Here is a 20202-nt window from a genome sequence, read left to right as displayed (position 1 = left end):
GCGAAGGTGCACCAAATTGGTCTTTATTGATATGATTTTAAGTGCTAAATAAGGGGCGTTTTACTGATGATTAAACCGTTAATATCGGCGTAAACCCAATCGTTAGGTTCTATGGTGGTGCTAAGCATGGTAATAACTTGGTTTTTATCACCAAAGCCGCGCTTTAAGGTACTACGCGGTGTAGAGCCTAGCGCCATTACAGGTAAGTTCATCGTGGCGAGTATTTCTATATCTCGGCAACAGCCATTTATTATTACGCCTTCCCAGCCATTACTTAAGGCACGCTCAGCCATAATATCGCCTATAAACGCAAAGCGTTTGCTCGCAAACCCGTTTATAACTAATACTTTACCTTCACCATTTTCATGCAATATATCGGCGGCAAAAGAGTTGTCTTCTGGGCAGGTAACGGTAACTACTTTGCCATAAAACGTGGTTTTTTTACCAAAGTGGTAAAGGCCGCTGTCTGCTACTTGTACGTTATCGCGATGATCGTCAAATAAATCGGGTGTAGTAAAGGATGTCATGGGTTAAGTCTCACTTTGCTCAGGTATTTTAAGACCAATACCTTTTAAAATTATGTGGGCAATTGATTGCGTAATCTGTGCCACATCGGTTTCGTCGTACTCTAATTTGTTCATTACGAGTAAAACCTCAGCCTGAAAGTCGGCGTAATATTGCGTGGTAGACCAAATAGTAAAGAGCAAATGGTAGGGATCAACCTTATCCATTTTATCTGCGTCCATCCATGCTTGAAGTACATCAACCTTTTGTTTAACCCAAGGGCGGGTATTGGTTCTAAAGTAGTTTTGTAAATAAGGTGCACCGCGCAGTATTTCACTGGCAAATAAGCGAGATTGCATTGGCTGATTTACGGCGAGTATTACTTTGCTTTTAATATAGTTATAAAGCACGGTAGCTGGATCGTCGTTAATTGTGACGTTATCGAGGCCCAAGTTCCAATTAGCTATTATGCGGTCGATCACAGACTCATACAGACCATCTTTACTTTTAAAGTAATACAAAATATTAGCTTTTGGCACCTGCGCTTCTTTAGCAACCATGCTCATACTTGCTCCGTCGTAACCTAATTGCGAAAACAATTGCTCGGCGGCATCTAAAATTAGTTTTTGGTTTTTCTCGCGTGTCACTTCTTTTTTATTTGGCTTTATTTGTGTGGTCATTATAGAGTTTGCGTGTTTAACGTATTGATTGATTGTAGCTTTACTGACCAAAAGGTCAATTACTAAAAAGGGTGAATGTTAAAAACAGGCGAGAGGTTTAAGCTATTAACTTTAATTGTTTAATTAAATAATTACTGTTAGTTTAGTTTCAAATTTACGAGTAGTACTTTTGGGTTGGCAAATGGATTTTATAAGCAAAAATAAATATACACTGTATGGAGTCGCTGCAATATTACTGTGGAGTTGCTTAGTTGCATTGCTACGGGATATTTCTGAGTTGTTTAGCCCCATTGGTGGTGCTGCGGCTATGTATTCTGTCAGTGCGATATTTTTAATTTTGGTTATGGGAGTGCCCAAGTTTAGTGGTTTTTCGAAACGCTACTTGGTAGTAGGTACTTTATTATTTGTATCGTACGAAATTTGTTTGGCGCTTTCTATTGGTATGGCAAATAGCCGTCATCAGGCAATGGAAATGGCGGTTATTAATTATTTATGGCCCACGCTAACAATATTGCTCTCTATTATTATTGGTCGTAAAAAAGTAAGTTACTGGGTTTACCCAAGCATGATTATTGCTTTTTTAGGCGTTGCTTGGTGTATTACTGGCGATCAAGAAATGTCGGTCGATACGCTTGTTACTAACTTTGCTGATAATCCTGCTACTTATTTAATGGCATTAGCTGCAGCGTTTATATGGGCTATTTATTGCGTAGTAACGCAAAAGCTGAGCAATGGTAAAAATGCCATTACGTTATTTTTTACTGTTACGGCAATGAGTTTGTGGGCGCAATATGGTTTTAGTAATGAAGCGCCATTAACGTTTTCACTCAGTTCAAGCATGACATTATTATTAGCCGGTGTAGTAGTGGGGAGCGGTTATGCACTGTGGAATCAAGCTATTATTGGCGGTAACTTAATGCTGCTTGGAACGCTTTCGTACTTTACACCGGTGTTTTCTACTATTATTTCGGCGCTTTATTTATCTATTACGCTGAGTGCTTCGTTTTGGCAAGGGGTTGTACTGGTAACAGTGGGCTCGCTAATTTGCTACTTTGTAACGCGAGAAAAGCCTAAACGCACAGTAAACTAATCTACGTTAGTTAATGTTTTTATATTTTAAATCTAAACTTATACCTTTAATGAGGCGTGCAATACGCCTCATTAAGTTTTTCTTTATAATTTTGCAGGTATAACTGCATAGCTTACTGATTTATTTCTAACTTTTTTTGCACAATAATAAAATATTAATGCAAATACTGCAGCGCTAATATCAACAAAACCGCTTTGATAATATTTTAAAAAATCATCAGCTAATAAAGCCTGTATAAGTGTTGACCCCCCCATACCAGCAGATAAAAGTGCAATACCCATTAAGCCCCAATAGCTAGCGTGGTGAGTTCCTTTAAAAAAGGTATAAGCAACAAAGGCAAAAAATACCAAATAGTAACTATAGAGATAGCTGTAATTTGCGTTACCCATATATTGGTTAGTCCATTTAGCTTGTAATAAAGTGGCAACCACTGCAATCATTGACCCTAAGCAAACACCAATTGTTAAATTTGCCATAAATCGTGTACTTCGTTTGTTGGCATCTTGTTTAAAGCGCTTGTCTAGCCATAATAAGTTACCAGAGTAAAATAAGAATGCGCCAAGTAGCCCCATAACAAAATACCCCCAACGTCCCCATTCACCTCCATAAGTACCAAAGTGAAGTGAAAAGAAACTTCCTACTATATTACCCCAAACACCATCATCTCCTTGCGGATAGCTTGAGTTAAGTACTTCTAATGTATAGGGGTGTAAGAATAAGTAGTCGGTATCAGGTCCGCGAACGACAGCGCTGCTATTACTCATTTTTAATGTTGCTGTCGGACTGTTTGTATTTAAACGACTAAATGTAATGTGAATTGGCTCATAACCTGGGGCGTAGTTTTTTGCCGCTAGGAGCTGCTTATTTATGCTTGGTAAGTTTGCAATATGATAATTATGTGCTGCTGGGGCAGGTCGTTGAAAAAAGGATTTATCGTCATAAAATGCTGATAGACCATCATAAACCAGATCATGAAATGCAAATACCACCACAGTAAACGCTATAATTAAATGAAAAGGCAAGCTGGCGATCCCAACTAAATTATGACTATCGAGCCAAAAGCGACTGGCGCCTTTTTCTTTTCGAATCGCAAAAAAGGTTTTTACAAGCGTAGGTAGTAAAATAATTACGCCAGACACCAATGCTAAAAAGTACAGCGCAGATGCTATACCGAGTATATATACGCCTGATTGGTCGTGCCCAATTTCGCCTGCAAACCCTGCGGTTCGATGTAAGTAATCTATTAAATCTGCAAGTTTATTCTCACTTTGTTGCTGTATTACAAGATCATTTTGCTGGTTTAGATAGAGCACCTGTAATTGATTATCAAGTTTCATCCCGCGCTCTTTACCTTGGCTATACCAAGATAGTGGCGCTTGATTTGTTAATAAGTCGAGAGAAAAACCATTACCCATTTGCTCAGGGTACTTAGCTATTGCTTGATCAACCAATGTTTGGTGATTGTTAGTGTGTGGTTTAGTCACTGGTGCACTGGCGGGGTTTGCCCACTGTGCTAATTCGTGTTTAAACATGGTTAAACTACCAGCATAAAAACCTATAAAAAGTACTAAACCTGCAATTATTCCAGTCCATGTATGCACGCCTTGGTAGGTACGCAAAATATCGGCTCTTACTCTCATAGCCAATTCCTTAAAATTATAAATAAACTATATAGCGTTATATTTAAGCCCCCAAGTGTCAGCCAAGCATTTTTTGCTGAACTAAACAGGTAGGTGAAGCTAAAAATAGTTAACCATAAAATGGGTATCATCCACATATTAAATTGCACTTTGTCGGGCGCATCTATGCCTCCCGCTCCGTACCATGCAAAAAAAGCAACGAGAATAAACGCTAGCGCTAGCCCTAAAAAACAACCAGCCAAACTTTTGCCAAGCCAAGTTGGTTTTATTTTTTGCCTTTGTGCAGATGACATTATTTTACTTCCTTGTGTTTAATCAGGCTTACGATCGGAATTATTATTAAAGCGAGCATTATCATTAAAATGATAAAAAATACGGCTGCCGCATTAGAAAAAGCATATAAGGCTAATGGTATTGCAATAACAAAAAGGATAAATGCGAGCTTGCGCCAGCTTTTGTTAATGGGTTTACTTAGAAGTCGTTGGTGGCGGTTACTAAGATAAAACAGGGATGTAGCAGTAAATAAAATAAGAGAAAGGGTAAGTTGCAACATAAATTAAAACACTTATTAATGATGTTGCTATTCTAAATGATAACTAAACTCAATTGCAACAAGTGTGTGTTTGTGCTATTTTTTCGAAAAATAAAACAACTATCCATAAAAGGAAATAACTGTGGTAGCTTCATTTAAGCCTAATAAACTTTCACTACTGATTACAAGCTCTTTGTTATTGGCTCAAAGTAATGCATTTGCTGATGAAACAAGTCGAGAATCAATAGATACAATTATTGTAACAGGCGAAAAAATCGAAAGGTCACTCAAAGATACGATTACATCGGTTGCAGTGGTAGATAAGTCACTATTAGAAAATGGACAACTAGGTTCGGTTTCAGAAGCTTTGGCAGAAATGGCAAATGTAGTGGTACTTACTGGAGCCGTGCCAGATATGCGCGGTGTGTCGGGTAATGGTGGTGCAACAGGTTTTAACTCATTTAGTGGTGGCTCTAAAGCAAGAGTATCAACGCTTGTTGATGGTGTAAGTCAGCCGTTTGTAGCTGATTTAACCGGTGATACAGGTTTGTGGGATATAGATCAAATCGCGGTATACCGTGGACCGCAGTCAACTAGCAATGGTCGTAATAGCATTGGTGGTGCAGTTTATATGACAACCAAAGCACCAACACAAGATTTTGAAGGTGCTGTACGCGTTGGGTATAGAAATCAAGATAGTTACCTTGATACAGCCGCTGTTGTTTCGGGGGCTTTAATTGAGGATGTACTAGCATTTCGTTTGTCTACTCAATATGTAAATGGTGAAACCTTTAGCAACCCAACGATACATGAAACCAATCCAACAGATAAAAACTTAAATAAGCTTAATACCAGTAGTACGCGTGCAAAATTACTGTATACCCCAACAACAGATTTAGCTGTACAGCTAACTTACTCTACCTACAGTGAAGAGGGTAATACAGGTCGTAAGTACTTTGAAGGTGATGAACCGTTTGATTATGTACCGTTATTTCAGCGCGATATGGATACCCAGTCAGACACGACTCAGGTAAATATTGATTATAAAATAAATGATAACTTTTCGTTCGATATACTACTCGCATATATGGATTATGAATGGGGCTTTGAAGCATATGAGGCACTTGCCAGTGCAGAGTCTGATATTTCTATGGATGAAAAAAATATCACAATTGATAGTAAATTAAACTTTGGCTTAAATAGTGATTTTTATTCGGGCTTTGTAGGTATTGCTTATTTTGACCGTGAACAAGACTTTAAAAGCGTTGGTGCAACCAATTATTTTGGTGACGATAGTAGTGACTCTAAAGCAATTTATGGCGAAACAAGCTTTGAGTTAACAAATGAGCTTACGTTAACAGCGGGGCTGCGAGTTGAGCGTGAAGAACAACTTCGTAATTTTGATATGGCTTTTGGTGGCAGCAGATTAGTTGAGCAATTAGATAATTCTAATACGATAAAACTACCTACGGTAGCTGTTCAATATAAAGTAACTAATAACACTACCTTATCGGCAAGTGCTCGTCGTGGTTATAACGCTGGTGGTGGTGCCTTAGATTTTGCTGCACAAGAATACTATTACTACGAGCAAGAATCAGTAAATACCTATGAAGTAGGCTCGCGTAGCGTACTAAATAATGGTGATTTAAATATTAGTGCTAATATTTTTTACAATAACTTTAATGGTTATCAAGCTTTAAGCTCAAGTCGAAAAATCACTAATATTGACGATGCGCATAGCTATGGCTTAGAACTTGAAGCATATAGCATGCTAGGTGAGCAATGGCAGTTACATGCAGGGCTAGGTTTATTAAAAACTAAAATAGATGAATCAGCGACTTATTCAGATGCAGTGGGTAACGAATTAAACTCAGCACCAGAGCTAACTGCAAGTTTAGGGTTATCGCATTGGTTTACAGATAGCTTAAAGTTAAATGTGAGCGCTAATTATGTAGACGATTACTATGGAGATTTAACTAATACAGAAGAGCGTGTTGCCGGAGGTTATACAATTACGCGTGCAACAATAAGCTATAACAGCGATCATTGGTTGGTGAGTGCTTTTATTAATAATGCATTAGATGAAGAAGCATTTACGTCAGTTGAACCTGCAAGTGGTCCCTACCCAACAGGTTATGTTGCGGTAGTGAATCCTCAAACGTTAGGTGCTTCAGTAACGTATCGTTTTTAACGTGCTTCTAAAATAATGAATTGGAAATTGTAACGCTACTTTTTAAAGGTAAAATAATTTAAAGCCCTAAAGCCCTAAAGCATTAGGGCTTTTAAATAAAGGGGGAACTTTAACCGAGCTTAAATTAAATAATGTCGCGCACTTGTTGTTTAAATGACTTGCCAATTTTAACTGACACGCCTGATGCTAGTTGAACGCTTTCAGTACTTAACGCGACCACTTTATGTTTGTTAATCACGTAAGATTTGTGGACTTGAATAAATGAAGTATCAAGTTCCTGCAATATGTATTTGAGAGTACTGCTTGCAAGTAATGATTTTTCACCTTGCCATACTCTTACGTAATTTCCATACGCTTCAAACATGTCTATGTCGCTTAATTGAATTTTATGTTTTTCACGATCGATTTTAAGCGTAATAGTCAGAGGTGCCTTGGGATTTAGCGTTATGTGTTTTCTTTTTTTCCGTACTTTATTGAGTGCTTGTTCAAGGCGTTGCGCAGAGACTGGTTTTAGTAGGTAGTCAGTTACGTCAAGTTCAAAACCGGCTAAAGCATATTCTTGATACGCACTAATAATAATCACTTGTGGTCGATTCGCGAGCACTTTTAGTAATGCAATCCCTGATAGTTCGGGCATGTTTATGTCTAAAAATAACAAATCAATAGATGATGTGGCTAAAGCACATAATGCATCTTTAGCGTTAAGGTATTGTCCGCTTATATTAATATCTTTATGGGCACTTAAATGATGCAGTATAACGTCATGCGCGAGCGGCTCGTCATCAACAATTATTGTGTTTAGCATGCAGCCAGCTCCAATTTAAGTGTGGTTTGCCAAAGGTTTTTATTTTCATTAATAATTAATGTGTGCTTATTTGGATATAAAAGAGTTAGCCTACGGCGTAAATTGTTAAGTCCCATCCCATGCTCTGAATTGTTATTAGGTAGAATAGGGTTAGAGGAAAATAGCGTTAGTATGTTATCGGCCATGGTGATTTTAAACACAACCGTTACTTTTTGTGACGTGGGCTCTACACCATGCTTTATCGCGTTTTCTAAAATCATTATTAACAGTAGCGGCGAAATTAAATAGTGTTGTTGATGTTCAGGCCATTGCACATCAAAGTTGCAGCGCTCAGCGCTTCGCAAACGCTGTAATGCAATAAAACCTTTTAAGTAATTGATTTCTTTTTCTAAACTCACCTGTGCTTTTTGGCCTTCATAAACACTGTAACGCAGTAAATTAGCTAATTGCATAACAAGATCTGGTGCATTATCTGCTTTTTTTAATGTCAGCGCGTAAAGGTTGTTTAATGTATTAAATAAAAAATGAGGGTTAATTTGCTGCTGAAGTAGCATTAGCTCTGTTTTTGTTTGTTGCTGGGCAATGTTGCTAATTTGAACGTGTTGTTGCTGTCGTTCAAACGCTAAAATAATCGGTGTGCTTATAGCTAAAAACAAAAATACGAACTGATAATTTTCAGGGCTGAAAATATTATCATTACCGCCTGGTGTTAAGTTAGCAATGCCTGAGGGTAAATCGTTAATAGGTAACAGTAGCAAGCACGATGTTAATATAGGTGTAAGTACAACGAGGCTTATTAAACTTGCAAACAAAAATATTAATACGCCATGATAGGTTAATACGTAGCGTATTAATAAATATCTATTTAATAAATACACTCCATATACTAATCCGGCACAAACAGTAATTTGCCAAAGGTAACCCAAAAAAGTATCAAACTGTGTGAATACTTTATAAACATCAATAACAGGCTCAATAGGCTGGTTTAACATAGGATCAGTGTGCGTATTGAGTATGCTTGATGTAACTATTGCCCAACCTAAAAGTACTATAAACACGACTGTATCAAGTGAAAACAAGGATTTAAGCCATTTATTACTCAACACATTGTTATTTTTATTAGTGCGTTTAGTAATAAGCCATATACCACTTGCAGATGCGCACAGTGTCCAACATTGTGCATCAAGGTATTGCCATTGCGAAAAGTTAAGAAGTTGGTTATTAAATACTAGCAAGAGAGATGGATAGGCTAAAAAGCCTAACAGCCAAACTATGATTGCGGGTGTAAGTAATAAACGATATGCAAACGCATGGGCAATAAAAAAGGGAATACACTGTAAAAAAAGTTGAATATTAATAGCCAGATATTGGCTAGTTGAATCCATATGTGATGACAAAAAGCGTATATGAGAGTCGAGCATAATAGCGGCTATTAGCGGTAAAAAAATTATTAGCTGGGTAATGCTAAAGCGTTGCCATATTGGTGTATTGGCTTGCTGCATATGTGACTCCGTTTTTATTATAGTTTCTGAGCGGGTACGCTTAGATAAAATTGTCTTTTTATTTTAAACATTACCTTTGCACAATTCACTACGCTGAGCGCGCTAGTTTATCCATAAAACTGTTTCAATCATAATTTATTTTTAAAATAATTATTTTATTTCATAGGGTTAGTAACCGTTTTAAGTATACTAGGCCGTTTATTTAAATGATGAAAGGTCATATTTAAATGACCAACGTTACTTTTTTATGTTCATCATTTATTTCAATACGTTAACCATTATTTTCTCGCTTGTATTGACTTGCTTTCTTAAGCTGGTGCTATACCAATTAAGGATGAAACTAATGCTTACACTGAAAAATATCAACAAAAAATACGCAGATGGTACGCAGGCTTTGAATGATGTGACGATCACTCTACCCGCCGGTATGGTCGGTCTACTTGGCCCTAATGGAGCGGGTAAATCAACACTTATGCGCACACTCGCGTGTTTACAAAATGCCGACTCCGGGCATATTAATTTTAATGGCCTTGATGTGATTAGCCAACCAGATGCGCTTAGATCGCAGCTAGGTTATTTACCACAATATTTTGGTGTGTATCCCAATATGAGTTGTCGAGCGTTACTTGAGCATATTGCCGTATTAAAAGGCATAGGTGGTAATGCGCGCAAAAACCAAATTAATAGTTTACTTGAACTAACCAATTTGACTCAGTTTGCTAATAAAAAAGTTGTTAATTTTTCGGGAGGAATGAAGCAGCGTTTTGGCGTGGCTCAGGCTTTGTTAGGCAACCCAAAGCTAATTATTATGGATGAACCCACTGCTGGGCTTGATCCTGTGGAGCGAGAAAGTTTAAATAATTTACTCGTTAGTATTAGTCAAAATAGGTTGGTATTGTTATCGACCCATATTGTTGAAGATGTTGAAAATTTATGTCACTACGTGGCCATTATAGATCAAGGAGCACTCATACAAAGCGGTGACGTAAAAGACTTACTAGTTCCTTTAGAAGGTAAGATTTGGCAGCTCGAAAGTTTACCCACGGGCATACCGAATCAGTATGTATTAAGTAAGAGCCATCGCTATGGTAGAGCGTCATTTCGTGTGTATGCAGACACGGCTCCTGCACAAAATGCAATAAACTCGCCCGCTACGCTTCAAGACAAGTACTTTTTTGCACTTAATGAAGGGAGTCAAACATGTTAATTTTTAATGAGTGGCGATATGCAGTGCGCCAACCACTTGTTTGGCTGTGCATTATTATCCCTTTGGTATTTGCGGTTATGTTGTCCTCTGGGCTTGCAGCAGTTGAAGTTGATTCGTTAAAACAATTTAAGTTAAATATTACAATGCTACAAATGATGCAGTTACCTGTGCTTGTAGGAGTATTAGCGCCCGTTATATTTTTACGAGATCAGCACGCGTCAATGCAGGAGCTTATTTATGCTACGCAAACTAGTTTATTTAAGCGCAGTTTAGCAAGGGTATGCTTACTGATTTGCTTGGTTTTTATTATCAGCTTAATCAGTAATTTAGTAATGATATACATGCATGTAAGGCAATTGGGCTATATACCAAATATGGTTTCTTTTACTGTATTTAATAGCTTTTTAGTGTTGTTACCAAATAGCTGCTTTTTAGTTGTGGTTGCCTTTTTTGTTTGCCATAAATCAGCTAATTCATTACCCAATTATGTTGTTTTTACAGTGTTGTGGATAGGCTACATAATGCTTGCAAGTATTACCGGAAATCCAATGCTTGCTGGAAGTAGTATTATAAGCAATCGCTTTTATACATTATTTGTTTGGCTTGACCCTTTTGCATACACAGCCGTAATAAACAGTTTAACCAATTCATTAGGGGCTTCATTTGCTATTAATCGCGTTGTTGTGAGTATGCTTGCTGTTGGTATTTTTTATATTACTTTTAGTAAAAATAAAAAACACACATTATTAAAGAGTAAAAAAAGTAAAAATACTAACGAATACATTCGTTACAATACGTTAAAACCCGCTGAATATAAAACAGCGAGAGTCACGCAAAAGCCATTTTTGATGATGGCCAGTTTATACAAAACTACGCTGGTTAATTTGGTTTCACACCCTGTTACTTTACTGATTATTTTTGTTTGGCCGGTGATGGTTTTTAATAGTGTTGCCTCGTCGTCTGGTTATGTTGAACCAATGAGTGTTATGAGCACCACAAGCCTTGATGCAATTAGCTATTATGCATTTGATATGCAATTGTTGTTTGGCACTTTATTAATGGCTTTGTGGAGCTGGCAAGTAAGCTGCTTTGCTAAATACTATAATATAGCTGAGCTGATCGCTGCCACACCGCTCAAAACATATTACTTTTTAAACAGTCAGTTATTGGTCCTAGGTACTATGATATTGGTTTTTTTAACAATGAGCTTATTAGGGGCAAGTGCAGCTCAGTGGTTTTTACACAGTGCATATCAATTTGAAGTACATTTAACCATTTTATTTTTGATGGCAATTGTGCTTGCCATTATTGCGTGTGTATTTTTGTGTGTATTTAATTTGTGTCGTTCGCAGCTTATTGCGGGTTTGCTAATTGCTGTTATTTTACTGATAAAATTTACACCGATAATGACTTATCTTGGTCTTACGCATACATTGTGGAGTGTTGGTTGGACGCCTTTGCAGGCACCTGATAACTTTTCGGGTTATCGTGCAAGTATAAGTAGTTATTGGCCTTATATATCAGTTTGGTTAGCGGCGTGTATAAGTTTAGTTATAATTACGGGTATTTTTAATCACCGAGGTGCCGGGTTGAGCCGAAGAGTAATGGGGGTTAAACATTTTTGGTTACTTATTCCTTTACTTATCACTGTGGCACTATTTACTCAATTACATTTAAGACTGGTAGAGGAGAAGCCTTTAACCAACTCGCATAAACGCGAGGCATTTAAAGCACAATACGAAAAAGCATTCTCACAATGGCGCAATGTAGCACAGCCAAAAATTGTTCACATTGATGCTAATGTAGACTTTTATCCGCATCAGCAGCAAGCTCATTTTTCCTTAATATATACCTTAAAAAACACCCATCAAGCCCCTATTAAAGAGATATTGGTTGGGCGCTCTGGTTTTTATAAATGGGCCGATATTGAAATCGATGGCGCACAAAGGGCTAAAAGCTTTCCCTTGCTTAATCAAGCTGTGTTTAAGTTTGAGAATGAAATGCAGCCTGGAGAAATACGTAAACTAGTTACACGGTTTGATGTTCATCAAGCTAAGCTTTGGCCAGTAAGAGGCCATCAGATAATAACCCCTGAATTTAGCTATATACGATCAGTGCCTTTATTGCCGACTGTTGGCTATCAAGGTAATTATGAATTAACCGATCCTATACTTCGTCAGCAACACGCACTTAAAGTGAAGTCGGTTATTAGACCCACGAAGCTATTTGCTAAAACGGTGAAAGCAAGTACTCATTACCAGTGGCTTACTATGTCGAGTAAAGTGAGTACAACAAGTGGTTATCAGGTTATAACCCAAGGAGAGGAAATATCACGTACCAGCAAAGATGACCGCGAAATATTTCATTTTGAGACTCGTACACCCATAAATGCAATCCCAGCTTGGGTGACGGTGCCTTATTCCCCTGTTACCAAGCAGCAAAATGGCGTGATGTTAAACGTGTTTGCTAAAGATAAAAACGAGCCAGCACGAGCGGAGTCTATAGCTATAAACCTCAGCGCAATGGGCGATACAATAAAATGGCTTAATAATATAAGCCCTTATAGAGCAAAACAATTGAGTTTAATAGGCTCGCCTAGTGTTGGTGCTACAGGTTATGCATTGCCGCAACTTATACTTATTGAAGACAGTGTTGGTTTTAGATCAAAGCCAAGCGCTAATGCAGGCTTTGATCAACGCTATCGCCGTGCAGTTCACGAAACCGCGCATCAATGGTTTGGCCATGATATTGGTAATGGGGTATTTTCAGATAGCGCTTTTTTAGTGGAGTCTATGGCAAAGTATATTGAGCTTGTTGTTATAGAGCAGCGTTATGGGAAAGCGACAATGCAAGCGCTGGTTGAGTATGAAACAACACGCTACGAGCAAAGTATGTTGATGAACATAAAGGAGCGATCAGCCTTAGTTGATGCTACACAAAGCTTTGACCAATATTCGCGAGCAACCATTGTCTTTGCTAAGCTACGCGCTGCTATTGGGGATGAACCCATTATTAATGCGCTCAAGTTGGTTTGGAAAAATCATGGTTATCCAAACAGTCCCGCCAATTCTATGGATTTTATACGAGCATTAAAACATGAAGCTGGAAAAGAACAAGAAAGCTTAATAAACACACTGTTTTTAGAGTAAGTACGTTTAATTTGAACATATATTTAGTAAATCAAAAGCCCTATTATTTTAGGGCTTTTTGTTGCGTGCAGATTACTTTCCATTATTTACCTTTGCTAGTAACTCTATAACTTTTTGTTGACCAAATGTTTGTGCAAATTGTTCTGCCGTTTGACCTGCTTTGTTTTGATGCGCGTTGTCGCAATCAAGTGATACGAGTGTTTTAGCTATACTAAATTCACCTCTGAATATAGCGGCCATAAGTGCTGTGTTACCCCGGTTATCTTCCATGCAAGCATTAGCGCCTAAGTGTAAAAGCGTGTTAACCGTGTTTTTATTACCGTGGTAAGTGGCAATCATTAATGCGGTGTAACCTTTATTGTTGTAACTGTCGATAGGAATACCGGCATCTACAAATTGCTCTATTACGGCTGTATCGTTTGTACGAGCTGCGGCAAAGTAATAAGCAAATAAGCTGTCGTATTGAGTTTGTGCTGAGTGTTGGTTTTCAGCTTGTGTGCCGGATGTTTGTGTATCGGGAGTATTTTGAGCGTAAACGCTACTGGTAAAGCTCAGTATTAGGGCGACTATAATTAATAAATTACGCATAACAATTGCCTTGTATAAAAAGAGGAAGGGGATTATCCCTTCCTCATGGTTGCGGTTTAAATAGCTATTTAGTTGGGACTAATTGCTTTTAACTAGTTGCTTATAAGTTAGCTGCTAGTTGTTTAACTATTTTAATATCGCCATTTACGGCTTTAGTTAAGCGTGTACCGTATTCAGTATCAGCTTTGTAAAAGTGGCTAAGCATTTTGTGTTTAACATTGCTGTTTTGCACTTTACCTAAATCGCCTGCTAGGTTATTAATTAGGTTTGTACGTTCTTGTTTGCTAAAACCACGGTATAAAACACCGGCTTGCGCGAAGTTTTGTTGCTTTTTAATCGCGGCTTGCTGTACGTAGCCTTTAAGCTCGGTTTGGCTTCTACGTGCAATTGGGTTTTCAGCAACGTTTTCTTGACTTGGCTGGTAGTTTACATTGCCTGTAGTGTTACCGTAATTCATTGCGCCGTCTTGGTTGTAGTTAACTACTTCAACTTTTGCACGGTTAATTGGCAATTGCTGGTGGTTAGCACCTAGGCGGTACATTTGTGTGTCTGCGTAAGAAAATACACGGCCTTGTAATAAGCGGTCTTCTGAAGGCTCAATACCCGGAATAATGTTTGATGGCGCCATAGCTACTTGTTCCGTAGATTGGAAGAAGTTAGTTGGCATGCGGTTTAACGTAAGTGTTCCCGCTTTAACTTCTTTTACATCTAACCACATTTTTGTTGCATCTAACGGGTTGTAATCAAAGTTATCAAGCTGTGATGGATCAAGCGTTTTAATGTACAGATCCCATTTAGGGAAATTACCTTTATTAACTTCAGTGTATAAATCGTGAGTTAAGTGCTGGAAATCTTTACTTTGCACCTTTGCTACTTCTTTTGCGTCAAGGTTATCAATGCCTTGTTGGCTTACCCAATGAAACTTAACGTATTTAACATCACCCGATTTATTAATCATTTTGTAAGAATGAACACCCCAGCCGTCCATTTTACGAAGGCTTGCTGGTGTACCGTAGTCGCTGTAAACCCACGTTAGCATTTGTGTAGAACCTGGTTCGTGGGAGAAAAAGTCAAATACACGGTTAGGATCTTGAATGTTATCTACCGGAGATGGTTTCAAAGAATGGATCATATCTGGAAATTTAATCGCATCACGTATAAAAAATACCGGTAAGTTAAGGCCGACTAAATCCCAGTTACCTTCATCAGTATAAAACTTAATTGCAAAGCCGCGTGGGTCACGCAGTGTTTCTGGGCTGCCTTTAGAATGAATTACTGATGAAAAGCGAACAAATACGTCTGTTTCTTTACCTACTTCTGAAAAAGGGGCTGCAATTGTTAAATCGTCTAACTCTTTAGATGCTACAAACACACCATGTGCACCAACACCACGGGCATGAACAACACGCTCAGGAATACGCTCACGTGCAAAGCGTTGTAGTTTTTGAATTAGTTGTACGTCTTCTAGTAATACACTGCCGCGCTCACCAGCAGTAATCGAGTTTTGGTTGTCGCCAACAGCTGCGCCGTTATCTTTAGTAAGAGTTGTTGCTGCGCTTGCCGGTAATGCCATTGCAAGTGCTAGCGCACTTAGTGTTAATTTTGTTTTGTTTATTTGAGTATTCATTGTCGACCTCATCTATTTAAAAGTGCCGGCAGTGGTGCAGGCTGTGAATCTGTTAACGATAGTATTGATTTTATTAACTTCGGTAAAACTGATTAATTAGATTGATATGATTTGTAAAATAGATGAAATAAATTTCAGAGGTGCTTTTAAGCCTTACCATCTACGACCTTAGTCGATAGGCATTTTTATAAAGTTGATTAAATACAACGATTTTTAGTTTTATCAGAGTGTATTTTCACCAAGCTGGTGCGTTTTATACTTACAGTGTGTTGACATATTCGTGCAATAAAGGGAATATGCTCAACTCATGAGCTTATGCTCATTATTAAGTTGCACTAAAAAGCTGCACACTATTAATCGCGCTTAACTCGTTATACTTAAATTAGCTAAACCAAACAGTTTTAATAAGGTGACAAGATGAATTCTAAAATTGAGCTAGTGATATTTGATTGTGATGGCGTTGTTATAGATAGCGAAATTTTAAGCGCGCAAGTGTTAATAAATATGCTTGTTAAAAAAGGCATTGAGATTGACCGTGCTTATGTACAGCAACACTTTTTGGGCTGCAACTTTAAAACAGTAAGCCAAAAAATAGCGGATGTATTTAATATCACTCTTGCAAGGAGCTTTGAAGGTGACTACCGCGAGGCACTGTTAAACGAATTTGAAACATCACTAACCACGACTGACGGTATAAAAGACGTACTTAACAATTTAGCTGTGCCTATTTGTATAGCTACAAGCAGCAGCCCAGCACGCACCGCAAAAGCGTTGAGCGTAGTGAGTTTAAGTAAGTACTTTAGCGATACGGTTTTTACCAGCAGCGAAGTTAAGCGTGGCAAACCAGCACCCGATTTATTTTTACATGCAGCTAAACAAATGGGTGTAAAGCCAGAGCATTGTTTAGTGATTGAAGACAGTAAAGCCGGCGTAAATGCAGGAATTGACGCCAACATGCAAGTACTGCATTACAGCGGTGGGCAACATATGCAAGGCTCTGTTAATCATGTGCACAGTGCTTACCCAAATGTTGATCATTTAACGCATTGGCAAGATTTTTTTAGTGCATACCCTGCACTTAAAAAGCAGTAAACACGCAGCTTTTTAAATACACAAAGTTTTAAACGCGATTTGCTCGCCTTACTCACTGACAGGCAAGCAAACACAAAATATAAATGTAGATGGTTTTGCTTTACTAAAAATAAAACAAAACATGGCAAAACATCATGCGTTTATAAGCCAAATTATAAAAGGCAAAGTATGTAGGTACTATACCAATTTGCTTAAATATAGAGTGATTTAACTTATTAAATTATTCAAATAGTTATGCTGATTGGTATCAAATACTTTGCTGTTAACAATAGGAAATACCATGGCAACGAGTCCACACACACAATCATTTAAAGATGTAAACGAAGAGCAGCTTCCTGTTGCTAATAACCGATTACACGGTTGGAAACATTTTGCAGGGCTATATGCTGGCGAACATGTTGCAGCTACTGAATTTGTTATTGGTGCAACGTTTGTTGCATTGGGCGCTTCAACTATTGATATTCTACTTGGTTTATTAATAGGTAACCTTTTAGCCATGTGTTCTTGGTGGTTAATTACCGCGCCTATAGCTGTTGAAACTCGCTTAAGTTTATATAACTACCTTAATAAAATTGCTGGTAACTCAATGACCAAGCTCTATAACTGGGCTAACGTGGTTATTTTTAGTGTTATATCGGCCGCGATGATCACGGTATCCTCCACCGCCGTGCGGTTTTTGTTTGATATACCTGCACAACTTGATTGGTATCCAAATAGCTTTTGGTTTGTAGCCATTGTTTTAGCTGTTGGCTCTATTGTTGTGTTTGTGGCGATGTATGGCTTTTCTACGGTTGCTGACTTTTCAAAGCTGTGTGCGCCGTGGCTATTTGTTATATTTATTGCAGGTTCGTTCGCGTTATTCCCTGAGCTTTCAAATCACGTATTAGGTTCTACCTCTTTAACTAGCTTTAGCGACTTTATGACCATAGGCGACTCCTCCATATGGACGGGCACCAATGCCGATGGCGAAAAAGGCATTGGCCTATTAGAAGTGATTGGCTTTGCATGGGCTGCTAACTCAATTACTCACTTTGGTTTAATCGACATGGCTATTTTTAGATTTGCTAAACGCAAAAGCTATGGCTTGTTTTCTGGCGTGGGCATGTTTTTTGGTCATTACTTAGCGTGGATCTCTGCCGGTATTATGGGCGCAGGTGTTGCGGTATTACTTAAAACAACTATTTCATCACTTGATCCGGGCGATGTTGCATACCATGCATTAGGTTGGACTGGCTTTGTTATTGTAATTATTGCCGGTTGGACTACAGCTAACGCAAACCTTTACCGTGCAGGCCTTGCAGCACAATCTATATTTGTTAATCAATCACGTGAACGCACAACCGCTATTGTAGGTGTTGTAACCGTAATTATTGCGTGTTTCCCGTTTGTATTTTCACAAATGCTACCGCTACTTACCTACGCTGGTTTATTAGTAGTACCAGTAGGCGGCATTGTATTTGCTGAGCATGTGTTATTTCCTAAAATTGGTTTAACACGTTACTGGGCTAAGTATAAAAATATTACCCGCAGTGTACCGGCTATTGCCTCTTGGGCGCTGGCGCTTGTGTTTGGTTTTGGCTTAAATGCTATTGATGTTATGTCGTTTTACTACTTATTTATTCCTACGTGGATTTTCACAATCGTTATTTATACTTTATTAGCTAAAAAATACGGTGCAGGTGAAGATTACACTCAAGAGATTGCTTCAGACGAGCAAGAGCTAAAAGCAATTAAAGAATACCAAGCTACAGAAGCTAAAGATGTTCCAAAACCAGTTATAGATAGTTCTATGTTTAGTAAGGTGCTTAATGCTATCTCTACTATTTCGTTATTTGTTATTTTTGTATTTGCCAGCCAAGTGATGTTTTTTAGCGAAACAATGAGCATATACGGTGAGAATAAATCGCAATTCGAAATAGTGTGTTTTATCTGTACTGTTATTTACTTTGCATCAGCTTACTGGTCTTTAAAACGCCATAAGGTATTAAATACAGCATCGTAATTACGGTGCTTAAAATATTCGTTTCGTATCATAATTTACATTTTATTTTTGTTTGAGTAAGGCCGCACTATGACGCAACACCAACACACTGACGCTCTTGTAACAGGGCTAAACCAACAGAGCTTGGCTCAATTACCAAGCCATGTTGATACACCAACGTACGATCGTAGCGCACTTAAAGCGGGCATAGTACATATAGGTGTGGGCGGTTTTCATCGCGCCCATCAAGCGGTATATATTAACGAGCTTTTAAAAACGCCAGGTTCTGAGCCGTGGGGCATTTGTGGTGTTGGCCTTTTAGAAGGTAACCGTGGGCTGCGTGATATTTTAAAGCAGCAAGATTACCTTTATACGCTTACTGTTAGACACCCAGACGGAAAAATAGATAATAAAGTTATTGGTTCAATGATCGACTTTTTGTTTGCCCCAGAGGACAAGCAAGCGGTAATTAATAAACTTGCGCACAGCGATACTAAAATTGTGTCGCTTACTATTACCGAGGGCGGTTATAACTTTAACCCTGCAACGGGCGAGTTTGACTACAACAACCCAGATATTATTAATGACATTAATAACCCGAACGACCCAATTACAGCGTTTGGTTACATTGCTGCTGCGTTAAAACTGCGTAAAGAGCAAGGCCTAGGCGCGTTTACTGTGCAGTCGTGCGATAACATTCAGCACAACGGTAACGTAACACGCAAAATGCTTTTAGCCTTTGCTACAGAGCAAGACAAAGACCTAAGTGAATGGATTGAACAAAACGTATCGTTTCCAAATGCGATGGTTGACCGTATTACACCGGTATCTAAAAAGAGTGATATTGATTACGTGGTTGATGCATATGGTGTTAGCGACGAGTGGCCAATTACCTGTGAGTCGTTTACACAATGGGTAATAGAGGACACATTTAGTGACTCTCGTCCAAATTGGGATGTTGTTGGTGCACAGTTTGTTACTGATGTAACGCCTTATGAGACCATGAAAATACGTTTACTTAATGCAGGGCATTCAGTACTTGGTTTATTAGGTTCAATCCATGGCTACGGCACTATTGACGAAACGGTATCTGATGAATTATTTGCCACATACCTGCGTGCTTTTATGGATAAAGAAGTAACCCCAAATCTTGAACCACTTGAAGGTATTGACCTTGAAAGCTACAAAGATACGTTAATTGAGCGTTTTGCTAATCCTAATATTAAAGATAGCCTTTCGCGCATTTGCTCAGAAAGTGCCGCAAAGCTTCCTAAATTTTTAATTGCTACTATTAACGAAAACCTAGCACAAGGGCGTGATGTTTCTCTTGCTGCGCTTGTAATTGCTGCATGGTGTTTTTACAGTGATAAAGAAGTTGATGAGCAAGGCAATAAGTTAGAAGTCATTGATGCAATGCAAAGTGAGCTGCATGAAGCCGCAGTTAAAACTCATACACAGCCGCTAGCATTTTTATCGCTTACTAGTTTATTTGGTAACTTAAGCGAGCAAAATGAATTTACTATTCATTACAAAAATAATATTGAAGCTTTATATGCACCTGCAAGTAAAGTTAAAGCCATTATGAATAACGTACTTGATCAAAAGAGTAACTAA

At 38.3% G+C, this 20202-nt stretch carries 14 protein-coding genes; 7 read left to right on the top strand and 7 right to left on the bottom strand.

Going from position 1 to position 20202, the window contains the following annotated elements; all coding sequences use genetic code 11:
* Window positions 1–44: 44 nt before the first annotated feature.
* Complete coding sequence (locus GQR55_RS09510) at window positions 45–527, bottom strand: putative 4-hydroxy-4-methyl-2-oxoglutarate aldolase (RefSeq protein WP_149593213.1); 483 nt, start codon at window positions 525–527, stop codon at window positions 45–47.
* A 3-nt stretch (window positions 528–530) separates the two neighbouring features.
* On the bottom strand, window positions 531–1184 hold the full coding sequence (locus GQR55_RS09505; RefSeq protein ID WP_004334664.1) for a TetR/AcrR family transcriptional regulator: 654 nt from the start codon (window positions 1182–1184) through the stop codon (window positions 531–533).
* A 181-nt stretch (window positions 1185–1365) separates the two neighbouring features.
* On the opposite strand from GQR55_RS09505, the gene yddG reads away from it, so the two are divergent.
* The gene (yddG, locus tag GQR55_RS09500) at window positions 1366–2274 is read left to right on the top strand and encodes an aromatic amino acid DMT transporter YddG (protein ID WP_024610848.1); all 909 of its coding nucleotides are present in this window, start codon (window positions 1366–1368) and stop codon (window positions 2272–2274) included.
* An 83-nt stretch (window positions 2275–2357) separates the two neighbouring features.
* On the opposite strand, the gene GQR55_RS09495 is transcribed toward yddG, so the two are convergent.
* Window positions 2358–3914 (bottom strand): PepSY-associated TM helix domain-containing protein, encoded by a 1557-nt coding sequence (locus GQR55_RS09495; protein ID WP_166420393.1) that lies wholly within the window; start codon window positions 3912–3914, stop codon window positions 2358–2360.
* A 674-nt stretch (window positions 3915–4588) separates the two neighbouring features.
* Between GQR55_RS09495 and GQR55_RS09490 the strand changes: the two genes are divergently transcribed.
* Window positions 4589–6637, top strand: coding sequence for a TonB-dependent receptor (locus tag GQR55_RS09490; RefSeq protein ID WP_166420392.1), 2049 nt, complete (start codon window positions 4589–4591; stop codon window positions 6635–6637).
* 124 nt (window positions 6638–6761) lie between these two features.
* On the opposite strand, the gene GQR55_RS09485 is transcribed toward GQR55_RS09490, so the two are convergent.
* Window positions 6762–7442, bottom strand: a complete 681-nt coding sequence (locus tag GQR55_RS09485; protein ID WP_166420391.1) for a LytTR family DNA-binding domain-containing protein — start codon at window positions 7440–7442, stop codon at window positions 6762–6764.
* Window positions 7436–8944, bottom strand: coding sequence for a sensor histidine kinase (locus GQR55_RS09480; RefSeq protein ID WP_165728999.1), 1509 nt, complete (start codon window positions 8942–8944; stop codon window positions 7436–7438). Before GQR55_RS09480 ends, GQR55_RS09485 begins: the two co-directional genes overlap by 7 nt.
* Before the next feature lie 343 nt (window positions 8945–9287).
* On the opposite strand from GQR55_RS09480, the gene GQR55_RS09475 reads away from it, so the two are divergent.
* Together GQR55_RS09475 and GQR55_RS09470 are read left to right on the top strand one after the other, a co-directional pair.
* Window positions 9288–10151, top strand: a complete 864-nt coding sequence (locus GQR55_RS09475; protein ID WP_166420390.1) for an ABC transporter ATP-binding protein — start codon at window positions 9288–9290, stop codon at window positions 10149–10151.
* On the top strand, window positions 10145–13300 hold the full coding sequence (locus GQR55_RS09470) for a M1 family metallopeptidase (protein WP_166420389.1): 3156 nt from the start codon (window positions 10145–10147) through the stop codon (window positions 13298–13300). Before GQR55_RS09475 ends, GQR55_RS09470 begins: the two co-directional genes overlap by 7 nt.
* A 72-nt stretch (window positions 13301–13372) precedes the next feature.
* On the opposite strand, the gene GQR55_RS09465 is transcribed toward GQR55_RS09470, so the two are convergent.
* On the bottom strand, window positions 13373–13888 hold the full coding sequence (locus GQR55_RS09465) for an ankyrin repeat domain-containing protein (RefSeq protein WP_166420388.1): 516 nt from the start codon (window positions 13886–13888) through the stop codon (window positions 13373–13375).
* A gap of 100 nt (window positions 13889–13988) precedes the next feature.
* Entirely contained in the window at window positions 13989–15515 is a 1527-nt protein-coding gene (locus GQR55_RS09460; protein ID WP_166420387.1) for a catalase, read from the bottom strand.
* A 417-nt stretch (window positions 15516–15932) separates the two neighbouring features.
* Here GQR55_RS09460 and GQR55_RS09455 point away from each other — a divergent pair, with 417 nt between their 5' ends.
* From GQR55_RS09455 to GQR55_RS09445, 3 genes are all read left to right on the top strand, one after another.
* Window positions 15933–16607: an HAD family hydrolase gene (locus GQR55_RS09455; RefSeq protein ID WP_166420386.1), complete on the top strand. Its 675-nt coding sequence runs from the start codon at window positions 15933–15935 to the stop codon at window positions 16605–16607.
* Between the two features lie 280 nt (window positions 16608–16887).
* Window positions 16888–18609: a hypothetical protein gene (locus tag GQR55_RS09450; RefSeq protein WP_166420385.1), complete on the top strand. Its 1722-nt coding sequence runs from the start codon at window positions 16888–16890 to the stop codon at window positions 18607–18609.
* 69 nt (window positions 18610–18678) lie between these two features.
* The gene (locus GQR55_RS09445; protein WP_166420384.1) at window positions 18679–20202 is read left to right on the top strand and encodes a mannitol dehydrogenase family protein; all 1524 of its coding nucleotides are present in this window, start codon (window positions 18679–18681) and stop codon (window positions 20200–20202) included.

It is taken from the genome of Pseudoalteromonas sp. Z1A8, assembly GCF_011378855.1.
In the GTDB taxonomy this organism is placed as follows: Bacteria; Pseudomonadota; Gammaproteobacteria; order Enterobacterales; family Alteromonadaceae; genus Pseudoalteromonas.
This window is presented reverse-complemented; position numbering and strand designations above follow the sequence as displayed.